Below are 19,849 nucleotides of genomic sequence, written 5' to 3' on the forward strand. Positions count from 1 at the left end.
TGCTCGCAAGGTGTCCACACCGCCCGCCTTCAAGCGCCTGCCACGCGCCGTTCGTGAGCAGCAGATGCTTGACGCGGCCGTCAAGGTCTTCTCCCGACGTGGCTTCCACGCCGCCAGCATGGACGAGATCGCCGAGGATGCCGGCATCTCCAAGCCCATGGTGTACGCGTACCTCGGCACCAAGGAAGAACTCTTCGTCGCCTGCCTGCACCGGGAGGGCACCCGCATGATGCAGGCCATCGCCGGCGCCGCCGCCCCCGACCTGCCGGCCGACGTTCGGCTCTGGCGAGGGCTGAAGGCGTTCTTCGGCTTCGTGGGCGCGCACCGCGACGGCTGGGCGGTGCTCTACCGGCAGGCTCGGGGTGAGCAGCCGTTCGCCGGCGAACTGGCCACCATGCGTGCCCGGCTGGTCGAGGTCGTCGCCGGAATGCTCGACCACGCACTGCGCGCCGAGGGTCGGGAGATCGCCGCCGTCGACCTGGAGGTCGTCGCGTACGCCCTGGTCGGCGCCACCGAGTCGCTTGCCGACTGGCTCGCGGACCACCCCGAAGCCGACTCGGAGAAGACGGCCACCCGGATGATGAACGTGGCCTGGCTGGGCGCCGGCCAACTCCTGCACGGCGTCGTCTGGCGCCCGGCCGCCGACTGACCCCGCCCCGAAGCCCGCGCACCGGCCGGGCCGCCCCGAGATCAGCGCGCCGGCTGGCCGCCCGAGATCAGCTCACCGGCATCCGGCTCGTCCGCCGTCGCCGATCGCGCGGATCGGCGACGCCGGCCGAGCCAGCGGACCACCTCGACCATCGTCGTCACCCCCAGGGCGAGGCCCAGACCGAGCAGGAGCCCACGCAGCGGGTCCTGCTCGAAGGCCATCCCGCCGAGGTATCCCACCAACCCGGAGTAGAGCCCCCACGAGCCGGCGGCGAGCGCGTCGAAGACCAGGAACCGTCGGCGGGGATAGTGCACCGCGCCCATGGTGAGGGTGACCGCCGTCCGGCCGCCCGGCACGTAGCGGGCCACGGTGAGGATGAGTCCTCCCCGCGTGGCGATGCCCCGACGCGCCCACTCGATGGCCCGCCTACGCCGACCCTCGGGTGGGAGCCGGTCGAGTAGCCGGGTGCCACCACCCCGGCCGATGGCGTACGAGACGTGATCGCCGATCAGTGCCCCGGCCGCGGCCACCAGGATCACCGCGGGGAGGTACGGCGCGCCGGAGGCCGCGAACACCCCGGCGGTGATCACCGCCGTCTCGCTCGGCACCACCGGAAAGAAGCCGTCGAGCACCGCGATCGTGAAGATCGCCAGGTACACCCACGGCGAGGACATCGTCTCGTGCAGCAGGTCGAGCAGATCCATGCCCCGATGCTGGTGTGGGCGGCGGTTCCTGCCATCGGCCAGTGGTCAGCGGGACACCATCACTTAGGTCTGGTTCGGCCCGGAGGCCGGGTAGGGGTCATCCCCCAGGACACCCGCATCCGACGGTGTGGGGCGAGCCGAGCCTTCGGCGGAGCCCTACGCTCACCCCGTGGCCACCAGCGCCGTCGCCCTCCGGCGGGTCGTCCAGCGGTACGCCCCGCTGCTGCTCGCCGTCCTGGTCGCCGTGGCCGTCTGGGCCAGCGCGACAGGTGACCTGGGAGTCCGCTCGCCGCTGCCGGGCGCGGTCGTGCTGGCCATCGCCGTGGGCTCGGGCTGGGCCGCCAGTACGGTCCGGACCCGTCGCTGGCCGTTGTTCCTGGCCGCGACGGCCAGCTGGTTGGTGCTCGCCGCCGCGGCCGCCGGAGTGGTCGCCTCGTACCAGGCGGGGCTGCGGCTGCGGGGCCGTCGGCTTGCCGCCTACCTCGTCGGTGCGGCCACGGTGCTGGCCGGTGGGGTGCTCGTCGGGCTGGCGGTGGGCGGCGTACGCCGGATCACCACCGCCACCACCGGCAACGTGTTCTTCCTCGCCGCCGGTCTGGTCGGGCTTCCGTTGGTGTTCGGCCTCTGGGTGCGGGCGCGCCGGGAGACGCTCGCCGCCCTGCGGGACCGGGCCGAGCGGTTGGAACGTGAACAGGAGGCCCGCGCCGACCGGATCCGCGCCGAGGAGCGGACCCGGATCGCCCGCGAGATGCACGACGTGGTCGCGCACCGGGTCTCGCTGATGGTGGTGCACGCCGGGGCGCTGGAGGTGACCGCGACCGCTCCGGCGACAGTCGAAACCGCCGCGCTGATCCGGACGACCGGGCGGGAGGCGCTCACCGACCTGCGCGAGGTGCTGGGTGTGCTGCGGCAGGCCGGTCCGGCAGTGCTGCCGGAGCGGGGGCTCGACGCGTTGGACGAGTTGATCGGGGAGTCCCGTGTCGCCGGGTTGCGGGTGCACCGGCGGGACGAGGGAGTTCCGACGGCGCTACCGGCGACGGTGGGGCGCACGGCGTACCGGGTGGTCCGGGAGGCGCTGACGAACGTGCGCAAGCACGCCGCCGACGCCGAGACGACCGTGTGCCTGCGCTACCTGCCCGACGGGCTGGAGGTGCGGGTCCAAAACGGTCCGTCCGAGGGTGGCCAGTCCCTGCCCGGTTCCGGTCAGGGGCTGCTCGGGCTGCGCGAGCGGGTGGAGTTGCTCGGCGGCCGACTGGAGGCGACCCCGGTGGACGGCGGCTTCCTGGTCCGCGCCCTGATCCCGCTGGCGGGTGCGGCGTGATCCGGGTGGTGGTGGTCGACGACGAGCACCTGCTCCGCGCCGGGCTGCGGCTGATCCTGGAGGCGGCCGAGGACATCACGGTGGTGGGCGAGGCGGCGGACGGCGCCGGCGCGTTGCAGCAGGCCCAGCGGTTACGTCCCGACGTGGTGCTGCTCGATGTGCGGATGCCGGGCGTCGACGGGCTGACCATCGCGCCCGACGTGGTCGCCGCCGGACCGAAGGTGATCATGTTGACCACCTTCGACCTCGACGAGTACGTGCACCGGGCGCTGCGGGCCGGCGCGGTTGGCTTCCTGCTCAAGGACACCCCGCCCCGGGAGTTGGCGGCAGCCGTCCGCACGGTGGCCGCCGGCAACGCGATGCTCGCCCCGACGGTCACCAGGCGCCTGCTCAATTCGTTCGCCGAGCGTGGCCCGGCCCGCCGGGAGGCGGCTCGGGAGCGGCTGGCGCCGCTGACCACGCGGGAGTTGGAGATCGTCCGGGAGGTGGCCCGCGGGCACGGCAACGCGGAGATCGCCAGGCGGTTGACGATGAGCGAGGCCACCGTGAAGGCACATGTCAGCCGCGCGCTGGCCAAGCTCCAGGCCGGCAACCGGGTGCAGTTGGCCATCCTGGTGTACGACGCCGACCTGCTGTGACGGGTGTCCCGCCGCCACCGGTCCGGTCAGTGGCGCGACCGGTGTCGCAGCCAACGGATGCCCTCGATGCCGAAGGTGACGAGCACCGACAGGCCGATCCCGGCGAGGACGCCCTTGACGGGGTGGCGCTCGAAGGCCAGCCCACCGAAGTAGCCGAGCAGCCCGCAGTACAAAGCCCAGGTGACCGTCGCGATCGCGTCGTAGAGCAGGAACGACCGGCGGGGATAGCGCACCGCGCCCATGGTGAGGGTGACCGCCGTCCGGCCTCCCGGCAGGTAGCGGGAGGTGGTCAGGATCAGCCCGCCGCGCCGGTTCAGCGCGCGTCTCGCCCATTCCGAGCTGGCCCGTCGGCGGCTGCCGTCGGGAAACCTGGCGAGCCGGTTCGCGCCGCCACCGCGCCCGATGGCGTACGAGATGTGGTCGCCGGCGCAGGCGCCCACGGCGGCGGCGACGATCACCGCCGCCAGGTTGGGATTGCCGCTGGTGGAGAGCACGGCGGCGGTGATGACGGCCGCCTCACCGGGTACGGCTGGAAAGAACGCGTCGACCGCCGTGAGCCCGAAGATCAGCAGGTACACCCATGGTGAGGTGACGAGCTGTCGGAGCAGGTCGAGCGCGGAGTCCATGCCCCCATGCTCGCCGGGCACGACCGGTCCCGGTGCCGAAGCGGCGGTATAGGGAGGGTCGGGTTAGGCCGAGTGGACCAGGGCTGGTTGGGCGAGCAGTGGGCCGTGGGGGGTCTTGTCGTCGGCGGTGGGGCCGCGCGAGGTCAGCACCACCGGGGTGGCCAGCTCCGTGCTTATCGCCTCCGCCCAGTCCGCCGGTGGATCGTCGTAGAGCGGGCGGGAGCGCAGCAGGCGGGCGGTGAGCGCGGCCTGCCGGTCCAGGTCACCGGGTGGGCCGGGGGTGAGCCGGTCGGTGGTGTCGTAGCGGCGGCAGATCCGCAGGTCGGGGCCGGTCAGATCGAGGTGGGTCAGCGCCAGGCCGTCGACCCCACCGGCCGCCGCGAGGGCGTACCGGTGGGCGACCGCATCGAAGTGGCCGAACCGGAACCGGCCCTGCCACGGGTTCGTGGCGTTGTGCCTGTCGGTGAACGACAGGCTCGGGTCCTCGGTCACCAGCGGGCCGGCACCGTGCCGGGTGGTGACGATCCGCAGCACCCCGATCCGGGTCGCGTCGCCGGACTGGCCCGCCTCGGCGAGCAGGCCGTCCACGTTGGCGAAGGTGGTGGTGCTCCACGTCGTGTACGGGTGGAAGCCGTGCCACTCGTCGAGCAGCACCCCCTGTGCCCCCTCGAAGACGCAGGTCCCCGCGCGCAGTGCTCCGGCGAGCCAGTTTCCGTCCACGATCGCGACCCGCCCGGCGAACCCGGTGAACGCGGGCAGGCAGTCCTCGACCGGCGGCGCGTCCAGCGGACCCAGCTCGGCGGTCAGCCGGTCCCGCAGGGCGGTCAACCGACGGCGCAGCAGCGCTGGGCTGCGGCAGTCGCCGACCCGGGGCGCGTCGTCGGGGTGGGCGAGACCGTACGCGACAGCCTCGCCCACCCCCAGCCCGCAGGAGCCGTGCCGGTCGGCTCCCCGGGCGATCTCCCGGGCCTGGTTGGCGGCCCGGTGGTACGGGGTGGCGAGCAGCGCGTCCCCGTCGACGGTGAGTCGGTCGAGCGCGTCGGTCACCCCGAGCGTGGCGAGATGGTCGGCCTCGGCGGCCAGCGCCAGCGGGTCCACCACGACGTGCCGCGACAGGTGGGTACGGACACCGGGGTGGAACGTCCCGGCACCGAACTGCGCGAACGTGTGGTGCCGCCCGTCGCGCAGCACGGCGTTGTGCGCCGCCTGCGCACCCCCGTTGAAGCGGATCACCGTGTGCACGGGCCGGGTGGCGCAGAGCCAGTCCACCACCGTGCCCTTGCCGGCGTCGCCGTAGCCGAGGTCGACCACCGCCACGTGCCTCACAGCCTCCTCACCCCACCGGCGGTGTCGGTGAACGCGGGCAGCGTCGACACCTCGGCCCGTCGTCCCCGGCCGAGGCGGGCCAGGGCCTTCGAGACGGTGCCGGTGGCGCTGGAACCGGCGTGGTCCAGGTGGCGCAGGCCCTCGTCCAGGTCGATGGCCTGCTCGCCGAGGCCGATGGTGAGCGCGATGGTCTCGCAGACCGCGTCGAGGTCGTCGAGCACGACGGCGTTCTGCCCGAGCAGGTCCCGCCAGAAGTCGAGCACCTTGGCGTTGCCGGCGTAGTGGCTGCCGGCGGGGAGCAGGTAGTAGGTGTCCCAGCGGCGGGTCACCTCGTCGACGACCTGCCGCAGCGGCACGTCCTCGGCCAGGTCGTCGCCGATCAGTTTGGCCACCTCACGAGCCTTCACCTGCTGGTACGCCAGTTCGTCACCGATGATGAACAGGTAGCCGCGCCGGCCGCGCCGGTCCCAGTTGTCGGTGGCGGTGTGCCGGGCCATGAAGTACATGGCCAGCTCGTACGACTCGCTCATCTGCCCGCCGCCACCGCCTTCGAGGACGATCCGGCCGAGGTCGTCGTCCATCCGGTTGTCCGACTCGAACTGCCCGACCTGCAACGGCACCCGGTCGCAGGTGGCGTCGCCGATCGCGCCGAACATGATCTGCGGATCGCTGGCGTACCCCTGCCGTTGCAGCAGCCCGAGCAGCTGCGGCAGCTTGGTCTGCAGGACGCGTGGCACGTTGCGCATCGAGCCGGTCACGTCGAAGAGCACGGCGACGGGGGTCGACCGGGGATGCTCGTCGGAGTCGCGGCTCTCGCGCATCGCGTCGCGGGGATCGAGCGCGGTGTGCACGGTGCGTGCCCCGCTGTCGCTGTAGGAGAAGGCGCTCCGGCCGGTGGACCGGCGGTAGCGGTCGGCGGCGTCGTACACGTCGGTGGACCAGATTCCACTGCCCATGACAGCTCCTTAGGGGGTGAGGGTGAAGGGTCGGAAGGTGCGTGGCCCGTAGAGCCGGTCCAGCACCTGGTCGAGTTCGCGCAGCAGCCGCCAGGCGTCGTCGGGCCGGGCGTCCAGGGACCGCTGCCGACAGCCCCGCGCGAAGGCGTGCAGCTCGCGGGGCGCACGCGACCCCATCAGCCAGCTCATGCAGCGGCTGGCCATCGCGATGTCGGTGCCCGGTCCGGCGGGCCGCTTGCGGGGGACCTCCTCCGGATACCAGTCCTCCTGGCCGGGCACGAGCGCCGGGATGGTGGTGCCGGTGGGGGCGGAGAAACACCAGTCGACAAGCACGACGCCGTGGCCGTCCGGCTCGATCAGCACGTGTCGGGGCAGGACCGCGCCGTGCACCACGCCCGCCCGGTGGGCCAGGCCGAGCACCACCAGCAGCCGCCGCCACATCCAGGCCGCGTCCCGGGCGTCCAACCCGTCGGGGTACGCGCGCCGCACCTCGTCCAGGTCGTGCAGCCCGGGTGCGGTGGCGATGACGTTGATCCGTCGTTCGGCGCCGGACGCGGTGTCGCGGTGCGGAAACTCGTCGACGAGCCGGGGCACGTACGGCAGGTAGCGCGGGTCGCCGCGCTCGGCGATGGTGCGCAGGGCGTGTGCCTCGCGGGCCAGCAGGTCGTTGTCGGTGGGCCGTCGGGGGAGCTTGAGCAGACGGTCGGCACCGACGTCGAAGAGGTCGGCCAGGTCACCGGAGTGGGCCGGCGCGCCGAGCCGGTAGTCGCCGAGGACGGTGACCTGCCGGGCCTGCCACCGGGTGGTGACGTGGACGAACGCGTCGAGGGCCTCGGCGCGTACCGCGGGGTCGGCCGGCAGGCGGTCGGGGTGCAGGGCCGCGACCAGCTCGCGGTAACGCCGGGCCGGCTGGTCCGTGCCGAACAGGTCGGCGTCGGTGTGGGCCGCCGCGACCAGGCCGATGGCCGCCGCCGTCCTCATCGCACCGTCTCCTCGCGGGCGGGGCGCAGCAGCGCCGGGTGCAGCAGGCGGGCGTCGCCGGCCCGGTAGAGGCGGGCGCGGGGGCCGCCGCGGGAGCCGCCGCGTTCGGTGCTGGCGCCGGTGCTCTCCACGAAGCCGGGCACGGAGAGCACCTTGCGGTGGAAGTTGCCGGCGTGCAGCGGGTGACCCCAGACCGTCTCGTAGACCGTGCGCAGCTCGCTGATCGTGAACTCGGCGTCGAGGAAGCGCGTGGCGAGCGGGGTGTATTCCAGCTTGGACCGGGCACGCTCCAGCCCGTCGTCGATGATCCGGCCGTGGTCGAAGGCGAGCTGTCGGCTGGTCAACGCGGTGACCGGCAGCCAGATCGCGGCGTCGGCGTCGGTGCCGGCGGCCGGATCCGGCAGGTCGGGGGCGAACGCGAGGTGCGCGATCGAGACGACACGCATCCGCGGGTCGCGGTCGGGGGTGCCATAGCTGCCCAACTGCTCCAGGTGTACGCGGCGCAGCCGGTCGCCGCCGAGCCCGGTCTCCTCGGCCAACTCCCGTCGGGCGCCGGCGGCCAGGTCCTCGTCGGGTTGGACGAAGCCGCCGGGCAGCGCCCAGTGCCCCGCGAAGGGCTGCTGACCGCGCTGGATCAGCAGCAGGTGCAGCGCACCGTCGCGGATGGTCAGCGCCACCACGTCGACGGTCACCGCGACCGACGGGTAGGCCCGTGGGTCGTACGCGGCCAGGAACTCCTGCTCGTTCATCGCGTCTCTCTCAGGTTGAGAACATCTCGCTCTGAGAATAACTTAACGTACGAGGGCACCCCTGCCAACCCGGAAATCGTCAGCGCACGAAACCCGCCAGGTGCGGACGCCCGCGCGAGTCGTGCAGGGCGAACCCGCCGTCCGGCAACAGGGTGAAGTTCACCGTGCTCGGCAGCGACACGGGCGCCTTGAAGGCGACCTCGACGGTGTAGGCGTCCGGCAGCCGGTTCTCCAGGGCGGCCAGACAGCGGGCCTTGCTCCACATGCCGTGCGCGATCGGCCGGCGGAAGCCGAACAGCCGCGCGCCCAGGAGCGAGGTGTGGATCGGATTGTGGTCCCCGGAGACCCGCGCGTACGTCGTGCCGACCCGGGGATCCACCCGCCAACGGGCCGTGGCGGCCGGTGCGTCGGGACGCCTACCGCGGTCGCCCCCGCCGCCGGGCTTGCGTTCTCGACCCAGGTACGTCGAGACACCCTCCCAGACCGTCTCGCCGTCGACCGATCCCACCAGCACCACGTCCACCTGCCGTCCCCGGGCGTGCGGGCGCAGGTTCTCCGCGTACGTCGTGAAGTCGAGGGTCTCGTCGGCGCTGATCGGGCGGCGCACGGTGATCCGGTTGCCCACGTGCACCAGGCCGATCAGTGGAATGGGGAACTCCGGCATGGTCATCAGCCGCAGACTCAGCGGGAACCCCAGGACGTGCGGAAAGGTGCCGGGCAGACGGTCGGCGAGCCGGAACCCACAGACCCGGTCGTAGTCGGCCAGCTGTGCCCGGTCGACGGTCACGCCGCGCACGGCCAGCTCGACGGCCGGCAGGTCGGGACCACGTCGCCGCCCGCCACCGAGACCCGGTAGCGCGCCGAGCACCGCCCGCCGGTGCAGCGCCCCGGCCGCCGGCATCCGAGCCAGTTCGACAGGGGTACGACCGCCGGACTCCGGCCGGAGCGCCGCGGCCCGCGTCTCCGCCGACAGCGTCTCCGTCGGGCCGTCGATCAACTCGTGCAGGGAGAGGTCGTCGTCCGGCTCCTTCCGGCGGCCCATCACGCCCCCAGCAGGCTCTGGCCGCAGACCCGGACCACGTTGCCGCTGACCGCACCGCTGGCCGGCCAGGCGAGCCAGCCGATCGTCTCGGCCACGTCCACCGGCAATCCGCCCTGGGCCAGGCTGTTCATGCGTCGGCCCGCCTCGCGGACCACGAGCGGGATGCGCGCGGTCAGCCGGGTCTCGATGAAGCCCGGGGCCACCGCGTTGACGCTGATCCCCCGCGCGCGCAGGGCCGGGGCGAGCGAGTCGACCAACCCGATCACGCCGGCCTTGCTCGTCGCGTAGTTGGTCTGCCCCCGGTTGCCGGCGATCCCGGCGATCGACGAGACCGCGACGATCCGCCCGCCGGCCGGAATCAGCCCCCGCTCCAGCAGCACGTCGTTGATCCGCTCCTGGCTGGAGAGGTTGACGTCGATGACCTGGTCCCACCGGTCAGCGTCCATCCGGCCGAGCGTCTTGTCCCGGGTGATGCCGGCGTTGTGCACCACCACGTCGACCCGGCCGTGCCTGCTGGCCAGGTGGTCGGCGAGCCGGGTCGGCGCGTCCGGCGCGGTCAGGTCGAGCTGCACGGCCGTACCGCCGATGTCGTTCGCCACCGTGGCGAGGGCGTCCCCGGCGGCCGGGATGTCCAGCGCCACGACCTGCGCGCCGTCGCGGGCGAGCACCGTCGCGAGCGCCGCACCGATGCCCCGGGCCGCGCCGGTGACGAGCACGACCTGGCCGTCCAGCGGGCGGTCCCAGTCCGCCGGGGCGCTCGCCGCGCCGACGCCGACCCGGATGACCTGGCCCGAGACGTACGCGGACCGGCCGGACAGCAGGAACCGGACTGTCGATTCGAGGCTGGTGAGTGTGCCGGCGTCGTCACCGGCGCGGGTGACGGCGACGAGCTGCGCGGTGGTGCCCCGGCCGAACTCCTTGCCGATGCTGCGGACCAGCCCCTCCAGGGCGCGCTGGGCGGTCGCCTTGCGGGGCGTCGCGCACTCCTGCGGCGGGGTGCCGAGCACGATCACCCGACCGCTGGGCAGCAGCGTCCGGGCCTGCGGGTGGAAGAAGTCGTAGAGCTGGCGGAGCTGGGCGGAGTCGGTGATCCCGGTGGCGTCGTACACCAGGGCTCCGAAGCGGTCCTCTGTCGCGGCGGTGGTGGTGTCGCGCAGCTCGACCCCGGCGGTGGTCAGGATCCTGGCGAGCGGCTCGGCGAGCCGGCCGCCGGTGGCCGCGCCGAGCAGGGCCGGCCCGGCCAGCAGCGGGTCGCCGGGGTGGTGCCGGCGCAGTCGGGGCGGGTCGGGCAGCCCGAGGCGCTTGACCAGCGCGCGGCCGGCGGCCGATTGGACGAAGCTCGCGTACCTGTCGGTCATGGGCGTAGCCTACTGGCGAGTAGGGTTCGAGCAAACACAGGTCGAGGAGGCGGATCGTGCACAGCATTCGGCGGGTCGCGGTCATCGGGGGCAACCGCATCCCCTTCGCCCGATCCAACTCCCGCTACGCCGACGCGTCCAACTCGGACCTGCTCGGTGCCGCGCTGGACGGCCTGATCGCCAGGTACGGGCTGGCCGGGCAGCGCGTCGGCGAGGTGGTGACCGGCGCGGTGCTCAAACACTCCCGCGACTTCAACCTCACCCGCGAGGTGGTCCTCGGTTCCCGGCTCGACCCGCACACCCCGGCGTACGACATCCAGCAGGCCTGCGGCACCGGCCTGGAGGCGGCGATCCTGGTCGCCAACAAGATCGCCCTTGGCCAACTCGACGTGGGCATCGCTGGCGGCGTCGACACCACCTCCGACGCCCCGCTCGCGGTCAACGAGGAGATGCGCCGCACCCTGCTCAAGCTCAACTCCGCCCGCACCCTGGGCGAACGGCTCAGGGTCGCGGCGAAGCTGCGCCCGCTCCAGCCGTTCAAGCCGGAGATCCCACGCAACGCCGAACCGCGTACCGGCCTGTCCATGGGCGACCACGCCGCCCGCACCGCCCTGCGCTGGCAGATCGACAGGCGATCCCAGGACGAGCTGGCGCTGCGCTCACACCAACGGCTGGCCGCCGCGTACGACCGGAACTTCTTCGACGACCTGATGACGCCGTACCTGGGGCTGACCCGCGATGCGAATCTTCGCCCCGACACCAGCCTGGAGAAGCTCGGTTCGCTGAAGCCGGCCTTCGGCACCCGCGGCCCGGACGCCGAGCACGCCACCATGACCGCCGGCAACTCGTCGCCGCTCACCGACGGCGCCTCCACCGTGCTACTGGCCAGCGAGGAGTGGGCGGCCGCGCACAACCTGCCGGTGCTGGCCTGGTTCAGCTGGTCGGAGACGGCAGCCGTCGACTTCGTGCACGGCGACGAGGGGCTGCTGATGGCCCCCGCCTACGCGGTGCCCCGGATGCTGGCCCGCGCCGGGCTGACGTTGCAGGACTTCGACTACTACGAGATCCACGAGGCGTTCGCCTCGCAGGTGCTGGCCACCCTCGCCGCCTGGGAGTCGCCGGAGTTCTGCAAGGACCGCCTCGGCCTGGACGCGCCGCTGGGCGCGATCGACACCGACCGGCTCAACGTCAACGGCTCGTCGCTGGCCGCCGGGCACCCGTTCGCCGCCACCGGCGGGCGGATCGTGGCGACCCTGGCCAAGCTGCTTGCCGAGAAGGGCAGCGGACGCGGGCTGATCTCCATCTGCGCGGCCGGTGGCCAGGGTGTGACCGCGATCCTGGAACGCTGAGCGCAGCAGCCCGGACAGCCCGGCCCGGTCCAGGCGCCGGTCGGCGGGTGCGGGACAATGAGGTACGTGACGACGATCCCCAACGTGCTGGCCAACCGGTACGCCTCGCCCGAACTGGTCGCCCTCTGGTCTCCGGAGGAGAAGGTCCGGATGGAGCGGCGGCTCTGGCTCGCCGTGCTCCGCGCTCAGCGCGACCTGGGTGTGGCCGTGCCGGACGGCGTGGTCGAGGCGTACGAGCGGGTGCTCGACCAGGTCGACCTCGCCTCGATCGCCGAGCGGGAGCGGGTCACCCGGCACGACGTGAAGGCCCGGATCGAGGAGTTCAGCGCGCTCGCCGGGCACGAGCACGTGCACAAGGGGATGACCTCACGGGACCTCACCGAGAACGTCGAGCAGCTTCAGGTGCGTGCCTCGCTGGAGCTGATCCGGGACCGGGTGGTGGCCGCCCTCGCCCGGTTGGCGTGGCTGGCGTACGAGCACTCCGAGCTGGTCATGACCGGCCGTTCGCACAACGTGGCGGCGCAGGCCACCACGCTGGGCAAGCGCTTCGCGTCGGCGGCGGAGGAGCTGCTCATCGCGTACGAGCGGTTGGAGGACCTGATCGCCCGCTATCCGCTGCGGGGGATCAAGGGACCGGTCGGTACGGCCGCCGACCAGCTTGACCTCTTCGACGGCGACGCCGACAAGGTGGCCGAGTTGGAACGGCGGGTCGCCGAGCACCTGGGCTTCTCCCGGGTGCTGGACAGCGTCGGGCAGGTCTACCCGCGTTCGCTCGACTTCGACGTGCTGGCCGCGCTGGCGCAGACCGCCGCCGCGCCGTCGTCGCTGGCCACCACGATCCGGTTGATGGTCGGCCAGGAGTTGGCCACCGAGGGCTTCAAGCCGGGTCAGGTCGGTTCCAGCGCGATGCCGCACAAGATGAACACCCGCTCGTCGGAGCGGGTTAACGGCTTCGCGGTGATCATCCGGGGTTACCTGTCGATGGTCGGCGAGCTGGCCGGTGACCAGTGGAACGAGGGGGACGTGTCCTGCTCGGTGGTCCGCCGGGTGGCCCTGCCGGACGCGTTCTTCGCCGCCGACGGGTTGTTCCAGACGTTCCTCACCGTGCTCGACGAGTTCGGCGCGTACCCGGCGGTGATCAACCGGGAGTTGGAGCGGTTCCTGCCGTTCCTCGCCACCACGAAGATCCTGGTGGCGGCGGTCCGGCGGGGTGTCGGCCGGGAGGTCGCCCACGAGGTGATCAAGGAGCACTCGGTCGCGGTGGCCCTGGCCATGCGCGAACAGGGCTCGCCGGAGAACGACCTGTTCGACAGGTTGGCGGCCGACGGCCGGCTCGGCCTGTCCCGCACCGACATCGACGCCCTGGTCGCGGACCGATCCGCCTTCGTCGGCGCCGCCGCCGCCCAGGTCGAAGCGATCACCCGTCGAATCACCAAGGTAGTCCAAACTCACCCAAACGCCGCAACCTACGCCCCACCCCCCATCCTCTAACCCCCACCCCGCCCAGCCACCACCCCACCCCACCCGCCCCCACCCGCCCCGCCTCGGTGATCAAGAGGTTTACGTCAACTTTGATCTCCTACCTGACGCAAACCTCTTGATCACCGGACGGGATGCGGGTGGGTGGGGGCGGGGTGGGGTTCGGGCGGGGTGGGGTGGGTGGGGTGGGGTGGGTTAGTCGCCGGTTGCGGTTTCTGCTGCCGATCTCAGGTTGGGGGCGCTTGCCGGTTCGGCGATGCCACCTGGCGATTCCGTGAAGCCCGCGACCTCCGCGGTCTCCGCGGCGACCGCCGGCTGGTCGGCCGGCATGACCTCGGGCATCTTGGGTACGGCGACCACCGCCGTTCCGTACGCGCAGATCTCCATCCACATCTCGCCGCAGTCGCGGCTGTCGAAGCGCATGCCGATCACCGCGTTCGCGCCGAGCCGCAGGGCCTCCTCGCCGAGCCGGGACACCGAGTCGGTGCGCCACCGGGTCAGGTTGTCCGGGGCCATCGGGTCGTACGCGCCGCCGCGCAGGTTCTTGACCCCCTCGCGGTACGGGTTGCGTGTCCTGGCCATCGAGGACACGACCTCGCCCAGAATCTGGCGGATCTCATAGCCGGGCAGTTGCTCCGTCGTCACGACCAGCACGGTTCCGATGCTGTCAGGAGTGGCCTGACCCGATCGGGTGCATTGTTCACCTGATCGGATGCTGCAAAACAGCGCGGCGCGGACGGCCGACACGGGGCCGACCATCCGCGCCGCGTGTGGCGTTAACCGTCAGACACCGGCCACCGAGGTGATCCAGGCCCGGTTGTACGCAACGCTGCCGTAATTCTGGATGCTGTAGCCGTCGGCGGTGGAGGCGACGCCGACCTGCTGGCCGTTGTAGAACTGGGGGCCGCCGGAGTCGCCCCGCCAGGCGTTACCGCTGATCTCCGTGCTGCGGATCGCCTGCCCGCCGTACGCGTCGGTGACGCTGTTGCTGGTAACCCGCACGGTGGCGGTCTTGAGCTGGCTGGACGCGGAGCAGCCGCTGTAGCAGGTCATGCCCCACCCGTAGATCGAGTTGGTCGAGTTGATGGGCGGGTTGCTGCTGGCCAGGGTGACCGTCGACGTGCTGACCGTGCTGGAGAGCCGCATGAGGGCGAGGTCGTTGCGGGTGTAGGTGGCGCTCACCGTACGGGTGACTCCGCCCGAGGCGCGGTAGACGCTGCCAACCCGCACCGACATGGTGCCGCTGATGCAGTGGCGGGCGGTGAGCACCCACTGCGCGGCGATGACGCTGCCGGAGCAGGTGAACGAGCCGTTGCTCAGCACCGCTGCGGCCCAGGGCGCGGACGCGACGGTGTTGCCGCCGATGATGGGTTGCGGGCCGGGCGGGGCGGCGGACGCGCCGGAGGCGGCGCCGAGGGCACCGACCAGCGCGGTGCTGAGGACGGCGAGCAGGGGGCGGATGCGCATCGGGTGGACTCCTTGGACGGGCGGACCCGGGGTCGCCGGGTGCGGGAGGGCGACAGCGGGGGTTCCCACCAACGCCTACATCGACTTACATCGATGCACAATAAGCCTCGGGGCTGCCGTTATCAAGATTTTGATCGGGATTGATCAATGTAACGATTCGGCTACCGAAAGCGCCGTATATGTCCTGGTGGGGCCACCTGTCGCGCTCCCTGGGTCATCCTGAGCGTCGGTAATGTCGATCACTGCCTGAACTGCACCCGGCCGGTGCGCCCGTGGCGATATCTGCCAGGTACGCTGGCTGCGCTCGCCCGTTGTGGGTCGGCACCCAACTGCGTACACAGTCAGGAGTGCCCAGTGCCTCGCGTCGTCGTCGACGTCATGCTCAAGCCCGAGATCCTCGATCCGCAGGGCCAGGCCGTCGCAAACGCGCTGCCCCGGCTCGGCGTCGGTGACGTCGCCTCGGTTCGGATCGGCAGGCGGATCGAGATCGAGTTCACAGGTGAACCGGACCTGGACCGCGCTCGGGAGATTGCCGACAAGTTGCTTGCCAACCCGGTGATCGAAGACTTCACCATCCGCCTGGTCGAGGCCGACGAGACCGCGGGCGCCCGCTCGTGACCGCCCGGGTCGGTGTCGTCACCTTCCCCGGCTCGCTCGACGACGGGGACGCGGCCCGGGCCGTCCGGATCGCCGGTGCCGAGCCGGTCCGGCTCTGGCACGGTGACCCGGGTCTGTACGGGGTGGACGCGGTGGTGCTGCCCGGCGGCTTCTCCTACGGCGACTACCTGCGCTGCGGCGCCATCGCCCGGTTCGCCCCGGTGATGGAGACGATCGTGGACGCCGCCCAGGGCGGTCTGCCGGTGCTCGGCATCTGCAACGGCTTCCAGATCCTGTGCGAGGCGCACCTGCTGCCCGGCGCGCTCACCCGCAACCAGCACCTGCACTTCCGCAACCGGGACCAGGTCCTGCGCATCGAGTCGGCCGGCACCGCGTGGACCAACGCGTTCCAGCCCGGCCAGGAGGTGCTCATCCCGGTCAAGAACGGCGAGGGCTGCTACGTCGCGGACACCGCGACGCTGGACCAGCTCGAAGCCGAGGGCCGGGTGGTCGCCCGGTACGTCGGCGGCAACCCCAACGGGTCGCAGCGCGACATCGCCGCGATCACCAACGCCGCGGGCAACGTGGTCGGCATCATGCCGCACCCCGAGCATGCGGTGGAGGCGCTCACCGGTCCTTCGCTGGACGGCCTCGGCTTCTTCACGTCGGCCCTCAAGCACCTGGTGGGGACGCCGGCATGACCGGCGACACGATCATCGGTCTGCTCAACCGTCGGTCTGGCGGGCACGAGCGCAGCGAGGAGAGGTCATGACCACCCATCCGGACCCGGTACGCGACACGCCCGAGGCGTACTCCGCCCCGGCGCAGTCGGCCGAGCCGAGCGCGGCGCAGCCCGCCGCTCCGGCCCCGCTGGACACCGCCGTGTGGACCGAGGGCGTGGACACCGTGCCGCGCGCCGGTGGCACCCCGGGCGAGCTCCAGCCGTACACCGAGCTTGGTCTGCGCGACGACGAGTACGACCGGATCCGGCAGATCCTCGGCCGCCGGCCCACGCAGTCCGAGCTGGCGATGTACTCGATCATGTGGAGCGAGCACTGCTCCTACAAGTCGAGCAAGGTGCACCTGCGCCAGTTCGGCGAGAAGGCCGTGCACAGCGACCGGCTGCTCGCCGGCATCGGTGAGAACGCCGGTGTCGTGCAGGTCTCCGACGAGCTGGCGGTGACCTTCAAGGTCGAGTCGCACAACCACCCGAGCTTCGTCGAGCCGTACCAGGGTGCGGCGACCGGCGTCGGCGGCATCGTCCGGGACATCCTCGCCATGGGCGCCCGCCCGGTCGCGGTGATGGACCCGCTGCGCTTCGGTGCCGCGGACCACCCGGACACCGCCCGGGTGCTCACCGGCGTGGTCGCCGGTGTCGGCGGCTACGGCAACTGCCTCGGCCTGCCCAACATCGGTGGCGAGTTGGTCTTCGACCCCTCCTACCAGGGCAACCCCCTGCTCAACGCGCTGTGCCTGGGTGTGCTGCCGGTCAACCGGTTGCAGAACAAGGCTGCCGCCGGCCCGGGCAACGTTGTCGTCCTGATGGGTGCCAAGACCGGCCGGGACGGCATCGGCGGCGTCTCGGTGCTGGCCAGCGCCACCTTCGACGAGGGCAGCGAGGCACGCCGGCCGGCCGTGCAGGTCGGTGACCCGTTCACCGAGAAGCTGCTGATCGAGGCGTGCCTCGAGCTGTACGACGGCCAACTGGTCGTCGGCATCCAGGACCTCGGCGGCGCCGGGCTGACCTGCGCGCTCACCGAGACCGCCGCCGCTGCCGGCACCGGCATGCGGGTCTGGCTGGAGCGGGTGCCGCTGCGCGAGCCCTCGATGGACCCGCACGAGATCCTCGCCAGCGAGTCGCAGGAGCGGATGCTGCTGGTCGTCGAGCCGGACAAGCTGGACGCGGTGCTCAAGACCTGCGAGAAGTGGGGCGTGCTCGCCACCGCGATCGGTGAGGTCACCGCACCGGAGCCGGACGGCCGCCCCGGTCGACTGCTGATCACCTGGCAGGACCACCTGGTCGTCGACGTGCCACCGGGATCGCTTGTCGACGACGGTCCGGTCTACGCCCGGCCGATGCGTGAGCCGGCCGACCTGATCCTGCTCCAGGCCGACCGGGCCGAGACGCTGCCCCGCCCGGCCGACCCGGAGGCGCTGCGGGAGACCCTGCTGCGCATGATCGCGTCGCCGAACCTGGCCGACAAGACCTGGGTCACCGAGCAGTACGACCGCTACGTGCTGGGCAACACCGTGCTCGCCCAGCCGGAGGACGGCGGGGTGATCCGGATCGACGAGCGGACCGGACTCGGCGTGGCGCTGTCGGTGGACGGCAACGGCCGGTACGCGAGGCTCGACCCGTACCACGGCACCAAGCTGGCGCTGGCCGAGGCGTACCGGAACGTGGCGGTGACCGGCGCGAAGCCGATCGCCGTGACCAACTGCCTCAACTTCGGCTCCCCGGAGGACCCGGGCGTGATGTGGCAGTTCGCCGAGGCCGTGCGCGGCCTCGCGGACGGCTGCCTGGAGCTGGGCATCCCGGTGACCGGCGGCAACGTCAGCTTCTACAACCAGACCGGCGCGGCGGCCATCCACCCGACCCCCGTGGTCGGTGTGCTGGGTGTGCTGGACAACGTCGCCGACCGGGTGCCGATGGGCTTCGTCCCGCGGCCCGGTGGCGACCACGACCAGCTCTACCTGCTCGGCGAGACGAACGTGGAGCTGTCCGGCTCGGAGTGGGCCTGGGTGACGCACGAGCACCTCGGCGGCATCCCGCCGCAGGTCGACCTTCTCCGGGAGAAGGCGCTGGCCGACCTGCTGGCCGAGGCCGCCCGGGTGGGTCACCTGGCCTCCGCGCACGACCTCTCCGACGGCGGCCTCGCCCAGAGCCTGGTCGAGTCCTGCCTGCGCCGCGGCGTCGGTGCCCGCATCGCGGTGCCGGAGCAGTTCGCCGAGGGCTCGATGCCGTTCGTCTACCTGTTCAGCGAGTCCGCCACGCGGGCGCTGGTGTCGGTGCCGCGCGGCCACGACAAGGCGTTCGCGGCGCTCTGCGCCGAGCGGGGGGTGCCGTTCGAGCTGATCGGTGTCACCGACCCGACCGGCGGCGCCCTTGAGGTGCACGGCCAGTTCCGGATCGAGCTGGACGAGCTGCGCCGGGCGCACACCGAGACGTTGCCGCGCCTCTTCGGGGGTTCGGCGGCCGTCGAGGTGCCCGCGCCGGCCACCGGCGTGGCGGGCGCGGTCGAGGCCGTCCCACTGCCGGTCGCCCCGGCGGAGCGGATCGACCCGGCTGAGGTGCTCTCCGAGCCGATCGCCTCTTCGGGGCCGTCCCCGGAGACCGGCGCTGTCGAGCCGATCGGTCCGGCACAGCCTGGCCGGTCGTCCGAGTCTGACACCGGTGTCACCGAACCGTCGCCTGACGAGCGCTGAGGCGTTGGCGGCCGCTGTCTACGGCCAACCCGGCTCCGGTGCCCGGTTCGACTGGGGGCTGACCGGGGCGGCCGAGCTCGGCCGGGTCTGCGCGGCGCTGGTGGTGGTGGACGTGCTGTCGTTCACCACCGCCGTGGAGGTGGCGGTCGCCCGGGGCATGCGGGTGCACCCGTTCCCCTGGGGTGAGCAGGCCGCCGAGTACGCGGTGCGCGTCGGCGCGGTCGCGGCGGTGGGAAGACGGCAGGTGAGCGCGGAACACCCGTGGTCGCTCTCGCCCGCCGCGCTGAGCACCGCACCGGTGGTGGCGGATCTGGTGCTCCCCTCACCGAACGGCTCCGCGATCAGCGCCGCCGCCAGCGCCACCGGCCTGCCGGTGGTCGCGGCGTGCCTGCGTAACGCACCGGCCGTCGGGCGTTGGCTACGACGCCAGGGGTACGGCACCGTGGACGCTCCGATCGGCGTGATCGCCTCCGGGGAACGGTGGCCGGACGGGTCGCTGCGCCCGTCGGTGGAGGACCAACTCGGTGCCGCCTCGGTGCTCGACGCTCTCTCCGGCGTACCGGGCGGGCTGTCCGTGGAGGCCGCCATGGCACTCGCCGCGCTGGCGAGCACCCCGGATGTGCCAGCCGCCGTGCGGGGGAGCGTGTCCGGGCGGGAGTTGACCGAGGGCGGCTTCGCCGAGGACGTGAACGTCGCCGTCCGGATCGGCGTGTCGGACGTCGTGCCGGTGCTCAACCAGGGTGTCTTCGCCGCCGCCTGAGGGTGTACCTGAGTGATCAACTCCGCGTGCAGGAAGCCGCGGGGTCCAGACAGCCGGGACACTTTTTTCTTGACCACGAGTAGATCGTGAATGCGAAACGGCCACCCGGAGATCCGGGTGGCCGCTTCCGTGCGCTGTGTTCGGTCAGTCGTCCAGCCAGTCGAGACGTCGGCCACCCCGGTCGGTCGGGGGCGGGGTCTCCGGTCGGGGCCGCCCGGCGGTCGGTTGGCCGTAGCCGCCCTGCTCGTAGCCTCGGTCGTCGTAGCCGCCGCGCTGCTGCGGGGGCTCCTGGCCGTAGCTGCCGCCCTGGTCGTAGCCGCCGGCCGGTTGGCCGTAGCCGCCCTGCTCGTAGCCTCGGTCGTCGTAGCCGCCGCGCTGCTGCGGGGGCTCCTGGCCGTAGCTGCCGCCCTGGTCGTAGCCG

The 19,849-nt window shown here is 72.3% G+C and carries 19 protein-coding genes and 1 pseudogene; 9 read left to right on the forward strand and 11 right to left on the reverse strand.

From position 1 onward, the window contains the following. The first annotated feature begins 10 nt into the window (after positions 1-10). Positions 11-649 (forward strand): TetR/AcrR family transcriptional regulator, encoded by a 639-nt coding sequence (locus AB0O48_RS14360; protein ID WP_357243486.1) that lies wholly within the window; start codon positions 11-13, stop codon positions 647-649. Between the two features lie 41 nt (positions 650-690). On the opposite strand, the gene AB0O48_RS14365 is transcribed toward AB0O48_RS14360, so the two are convergent. Continuing rightward, the gene (locus tag AB0O48_RS14365) at positions 691-1,353 is read right to left on the reverse strand and encodes a DedA family protein (RefSeq protein WP_357243489.1); all 663 of its coding nucleotides are present in this window, start codon (positions 1,351-1,353) and stop codon (positions 691-693) included. Between the two features lie 169 nt (positions 1,354-1,522). Here AB0O48_RS14365 and AB0O48_RS14370 point away from each other — a divergent pair, with 169 nt between their 5' ends. After that, the gene (locus tag AB0O48_RS14370) at positions 1,523-2,674 is read left to right on the forward strand and encodes a histidine kinase (protein WP_357243491.1); all 1,152 of its coding nucleotides are present in this window, start codon (positions 1,523-1,525) and stop codon (positions 2,672-2,674) included. After that, the gene (locus AB0O48_RS14375; protein WP_357243494.1) at positions 2,671-3,312 is read left to right on the forward strand and encodes a response regulator transcription factor; all 642 of its coding nucleotides are present in this window, start codon (positions 2,671-2,673) and stop codon (positions 3,310-3,312) included. Before AB0O48_RS14370 ends, AB0O48_RS14375 begins: the two co-directional genes overlap by 4 nt. A gap of 26 nt (positions 3,313-3,338) precedes the next feature. Here AB0O48_RS14375 and AB0O48_RS14380 read toward each other — a convergent pair whose 3' ends face one another. The 7 genes from AB0O48_RS14380 to AB0O48_RS14410 all read right to left on the reverse strand — a co-directional run bounded on the left by AB0O48_RS14380 (position 3,339) and on the right by AB0O48_RS14410 (position 10,350). After that, positions 3,339-3,938 carry a DedA family protein gene (locus AB0O48_RS14380; protein ID WP_357243497.1) on the reverse strand — a complete coding sequence of 200 codons (600 nt, stop codon included), beginning with the start codon at positions 3,936-3,938 and terminating at the stop codon, positions 3,339-3,341. A gap of 63 nt (positions 3,939-4,001) precedes the next feature. Continuing rightward, positions 4,002-5,264: an adenylosuccinate synthetase gene (locus AB0O48_RS14385; protein ID WP_365065697.1), complete on the reverse strand. Its 1,263-nt coding sequence runs from the start codon at positions 5,262-5,264 to the stop codon at positions 4,002-4,004. Then, a complete protein-coding gene (locus tag AB0O48_RS14390) occupies positions 5,261-6,220 on the reverse strand; it encodes a hypothetical protein (protein WP_357373205.1) in 960 nt (319 codons plus the stop codon). Before AB0O48_RS14390 ends, AB0O48_RS14385 begins: the two co-directional genes overlap by 4 nt. 9 nt (positions 6,221-6,229) lie before the next feature. Continuing rightward, entirely contained in the window at positions 6,230-7,201 is a 972-nt protein-coding gene (locus AB0O48_RS14395) for a serine/threonine protein kinase (protein WP_357571674.1), read from the reverse strand. Continuing rightward, positions 7,198-7,950 (reverse strand): NUDIX domain-containing protein, encoded by a 753-nt coding sequence (locus AB0O48_RS14400; RefSeq protein WP_357243509.1) that lies wholly within the window; start codon positions 7,948-7,950, stop codon positions 7,198-7,200. The genes AB0O48_RS14395 and AB0O48_RS14400 overlap by 4 nt, the downstream gene beginning before the upstream one ends. 79 nt (positions 7,951-8,029) lie before the next feature. Then, positions 8,030-8,851: a MaoC/PaaZ C-terminal domain-containing protein gene (locus AB0O48_RS14405; RefSeq protein ID WP_357244085.1), complete on the reverse strand. Its 822-nt coding sequence runs from the start codon at positions 8,849-8,851 to the stop codon at positions 8,030-8,032. 140 nt (positions 8,852-8,991) lie between these two features. After that, complete coding sequence (locus tag AB0O48_RS14410) at positions 8,992-10,350, reverse strand: 3-oxoacyl-ACP reductase (protein ID WP_365065701.1); 1,359 nt, start codon at positions 10,348-10,350, stop codon at positions 8,992-8,994. 56 nt (positions 10,351-10,406) lie between these two features. Here AB0O48_RS14410 and AB0O48_RS14415 point away from each other — a divergent pair, with 56 nt between their 5' ends. Together AB0O48_RS14415 and purB are read left to right on the forward strand one after the other, a co-directional pair. Continuing rightward, positions 10,407-11,699, forward strand: coding sequence for an acetyl-CoA C-acetyltransferase (locus AB0O48_RS14415; RefSeq protein ID WP_365065704.1), 1,293 nt, complete (start codon positions 10,407-10,409; stop codon positions 11,697-11,699). Positions 11,700-11,765: 66 nt separating this feature from the next. Next, a complete protein-coding gene (gene purB / locus AB0O48_RS14420; RefSeq protein ID WP_357243518.1) occupies positions 11,766-13,190 on the forward strand; it encodes an adenylosuccinate lyase in 1,425 nt (474 codons plus the stop codon). A 183-nt stretch (positions 13,191-13,373) separates the two neighbouring features. Here the strand turns inward: purB and AB0O48_RS14425 are convergent, their stop codons facing one another. Both AB0O48_RS14425 and AB0O48_RS14430 read right to left on the reverse strand, forming a co-directional pair. Further along, positions 13,374-13,937 carry a YbjQ family protein gene (locus tag AB0O48_RS14425; RefSeq protein ID WP_357571677.1) on the reverse strand — a complete coding sequence of 188 codons (564 nt, stop codon included), beginning with the start codon at positions 13,935-13,937 and terminating at the stop codon, positions 13,374-13,376. 24 nt (positions 13,938-13,961) lie between these two features. Next, on the reverse strand, positions 13,962-14,645 hold the full coding sequence (locus tag AB0O48_RS14430) for a trypsin-like serine protease (protein ID WP_357243524.1): 684 nt from the start codon (positions 14,643-14,645) through the stop codon (positions 13,962-13,964). 354 nt (positions 14,646-14,999) lie between these two features. On the opposite strand from AB0O48_RS14430, the gene purS reads away from it, so the two are divergent. The 4 genes from purS to AB0O48_RS14450 all read left to right on the forward strand — a co-directional run bounded on the left by purS (position 15,000) and on the right by AB0O48_RS14450 (position 19,428). Further along, the gene (purS, locus tag AB0O48_RS14435) at positions 15,000-15,263 is read left to right on the forward strand and encodes a phosphoribosylformylglycinamidine synthase subunit PurS (protein ID WP_357243527.1); all 264 of its coding nucleotides are present in this window, start codon (positions 15,000-15,002) and stop codon (positions 15,261-15,263) included. After that, positions 15,260-15,943, forward strand: coding sequence for a phosphoribosylformylglycinamidine synthase subunit PurQ (gene purQ, locus AB0O48_RS14440; protein WP_357243530.1), 684 nt, complete (start codon positions 15,260-15,262; stop codon positions 15,941-15,943). Before purS ends, purQ begins: the two co-directional genes overlap by 4 nt. A gap of 67 nt (positions 15,944-16,010) precedes the next feature. Further along, positions 16,011-18,668 carry a phosphoribosylformylglycinamidine synthase subunit PurL gene (gene purL, locus AB0O48_RS14445; RefSeq protein ID WP_357571678.1) on the forward strand — a complete coding sequence of 886 codons (2,658 nt, stop codon included), beginning with the start codon at positions 16,011-16,013 and terminating at the stop codon, positions 18,666-18,668. A gap of 4 nt (positions 18,669-18,672) precedes the next feature. Then, the gene (locus tag AB0O48_RS14450) at positions 18,673-19,428 is read left to right on the forward strand and encodes a 2-phosphosulfolactate phosphatase (protein ID WP_357244089.1); all 756 of its coding nucleotides are present in this window, start codon (positions 18,673-18,675) and stop codon (positions 19,426-19,428) included. Positions 19,429-19,572: 144 nt separating this feature from the next. Here AB0O48_RS14450 and AB0O48_RS14455 read toward each other — a convergent pair. Then, a pseudogene (locus AB0O48_RS14455) lies at positions 19,573-19,849 on the reverse strand (hypothetical protein); the annotation flags it as partial.

Origin of the sequence: Micromonospora sp. NPDC085948 (assembly GCF_040686315.1) — a bacterium.
GTDB lineage: Bacteria > Actinomycetota > Actinomycetes > Mycobacteriales > Micromonosporaceae > Micromonospora.

What these genes read in the sequence shown, in the direction of transcription:
- AB0O48_RS14430 (WP_357243524.1), bottom strand. Translation starts at nt 14,645, where the DNA reads ATGCGCATCCGCCCCCTGCTCGCCGTCCTCAGCACCGCGCTGGTCGGT.
- AB0O48_RS14425 (WP_357571677.1), bottom strand. Translation starts at nt 13,937, where the DNA reads ATGGTCGGCCCCGTGTCGGCCGTCCGCGCCGCGCTGTTTTGCAGCATC.
- AB0O48_RS14410 (WP_365065701.1), bottom strand. Translation starts at nt 10,350, where the DNA reads ATGACCGACAGGTACGCGAGCTTCGTCCAATCGGCCGCCGGCCGCGCG.
- AB0O48_RS14365 (WP_357243489.1), bottom strand. Translation starts at nt 1,353, where the DNA reads ATGGATCTGCTCGACCTGCTGCACGAGACGATGTCCTCGCCGTGGGTG.
- AB0O48_RS14380 (WP_357243497.1), bottom strand. Translation starts at nt 3,938, where the DNA reads ATGGACTCCGCGCTCGACCTGCTCCGACAGCTCGTCACCTCACCATGG.
- AB0O48_RS14390 (WP_357373205.1), bottom strand. Translation starts at nt 6,220, where the DNA reads ATGGGCAGTGGAATCTGGTCCACCGACGTGTACGACGCCGCCGACCGC.
- AB0O48_RS14405 (WP_357244085.1), bottom strand. Translation starts at nt 8,851, where the DNA reads ATGCCGGCGGCCGGGGCGCTGCACCGGCGGGCGGTGCTCGGCGCGCTA.
- AB0O48_RS14400 (WP_357243509.1), bottom strand. Translation starts at nt 7,950, where the DNA reads ATGAACGAGCAGGAGTTCCTGGCCGCGTACGACCCACGGGCCTACCCG.
- AB0O48_RS14395 (WP_357571674.1), bottom strand. Translation starts at nt 7,201, where the DNA reads ATGAGGACGGCGGCGGCCATCGGCCTGGTCGCGGCGGCCCACACCGAC.
- purL (WP_357571678.1), top strand. Translation starts at nt 16,011, where the DNA reads ATGACCACCCATCCGGACCCGGTACGCGACACGCCCGAGGCGTACTCC.